The sequence below is a fragment of the Xanthomonas sp. SHU 166 genome (genome assembly GCF_000364685.1).
In the GTDB taxonomy this organism is placed as follows: Bacteria; Pseudomonadota; Gammaproteobacteria; order Xanthomonadales; family Xanthomonadaceae; genus Xanthomonas_A; species Xanthomonas_A sontii.
On sequence record NZ_AQOJ01000476.1, the window covers coordinates 1 to 1,325 of the forward strand.

A 1,325-nucleotide genomic window follows, 5' to 3' on the forward strand; every position below is an offset into this window, starting at 1 on the left:
CCAGCCGCGAGCCGGCCAGGGGATGCCGCAGCATCGCCGCGAAGTCCGGATCGCGGCGGCGTACCGCGGCGTCGGCGCGGCCGTGCTCGTCGACCTGCTCCACGCCCAGCAGCGCCTCGCCGAGCGCGGCGGCCTGCGCGCGCAACTGGGCCAGGGTGTCGGGCTCGACCATCAGGTCGGGATTGACGAAGGCCAGCCACGGCGCGTCGCTGGCCGCGGCGCCCTGGTTGCAGGCGGTGGCGAAGCCGGGGTTGTCGGGATTGGCGATGAAGCGCACCCGCGCATCGTCCAGCGCGTGCCGCTGCACCACGGCGAGGGTGTCGTCGCGCGAGGCGTTGTCGACCACGCGGATCTGCGCCACCTCGGCCGCCGCGCGCAACCGCTGCAGACAGGCATCGATGGTGCTGCCGCTCTCGTAGGTCACCACCACCACGGCTATCTGCTGTTCGCTCATCCGCCAATTATCCCGCATGTGCCGCCCGCCACGCGCACGGCGGGCATGGCGGCGGCGGCGATTGCCGCGCATACTCTGCGCCCCGTGCGCTGCGCGGCCGCCTGCGGCCCCGCGCGCATGGGAGACGGAGCGATCCGTGTCCTCTCCTTCGCCCAGTGCAGATGCCGGTCAGCGTTGTTTCCTGTCCCAGGCTGCCGCCCCACCCCGCAGACCGCGCGCGCCGCCTGAGCCCGCGCGCATGCCGAGACGCCGGCGGCGCCCGCTTCTCCGCTCCCGATCGCGCGACCGGGCCCTGTCCCAGGCCTCCTCGCTTCTGGTCTAGACCAACCACCCGCAAGGGCCGCGCTGTGGCGCATGGCATGCCCAGGCTGCGGCCGCTGGCACGGCGCGCCGGGTCGTGCCGGCACCGCGAGGCACGCGCATGAGCGCCCGCCACCAGATGCACGGCATGGGCATGCAGACCGTGGCCGCCGACTGGCCGCCGCTGTCCGATGGCGAGGTGGAAGCCCTGCTGCAGCAGTACGCCCTGCCCGGCCGCCTGCACGCCTTGCGTTGGCACAGCCCGCGCCCGTTTTCGGCGGCGGCGGAGGTCGAGACCGGCGTCGGCACGCTGTTCGTCAAGCGCCATCACCGCCGCGTGCGCGACCTGCATGCCTTGGGCGAGGAGCACGCCTTCATCGCGCATCTGCGCGCGCAGGGTGTGCCGGTGCCGGAGGTGCTGCGCGACCGCGACGGCGCCAGCGCCGTGCGGCGCGGCCACTGGACCTACGAGGTGATGCGCGCCGGCGCGGGCGAAGACCGCTATCGCGAGGCGATGTCGTGGACGCCCTTCGCCGACACCGCGCAGGCCGCCGCCGCCGGCCGCGCGCTG

General features: G+C 74.6%; 2 protein-coding genes. One reads left to right on the forward strand and one right to left on the reverse strand.

The window, feature by feature from the left end; genetic code table 11:
• On the reverse strand, positions 1-454 hold a 454-nt coding region (locus D180_RS12490), incomplete at its 3' end, for a glycosyltransferase (RefSeq protein WP_017913057.1).
• A 421-nt stretch (positions 455-875) separates the two neighbouring features.
• Between D180_RS12490 and D180_RS12495 the strand changes: the two genes are divergently transcribed.
• Positions 876-1,325: phosphotransferase (locus D180_RS12495; RefSeq protein ID WP_017913058.1), on the forward strand; the 450-nt coding region annotated here is incomplete at its 3' end.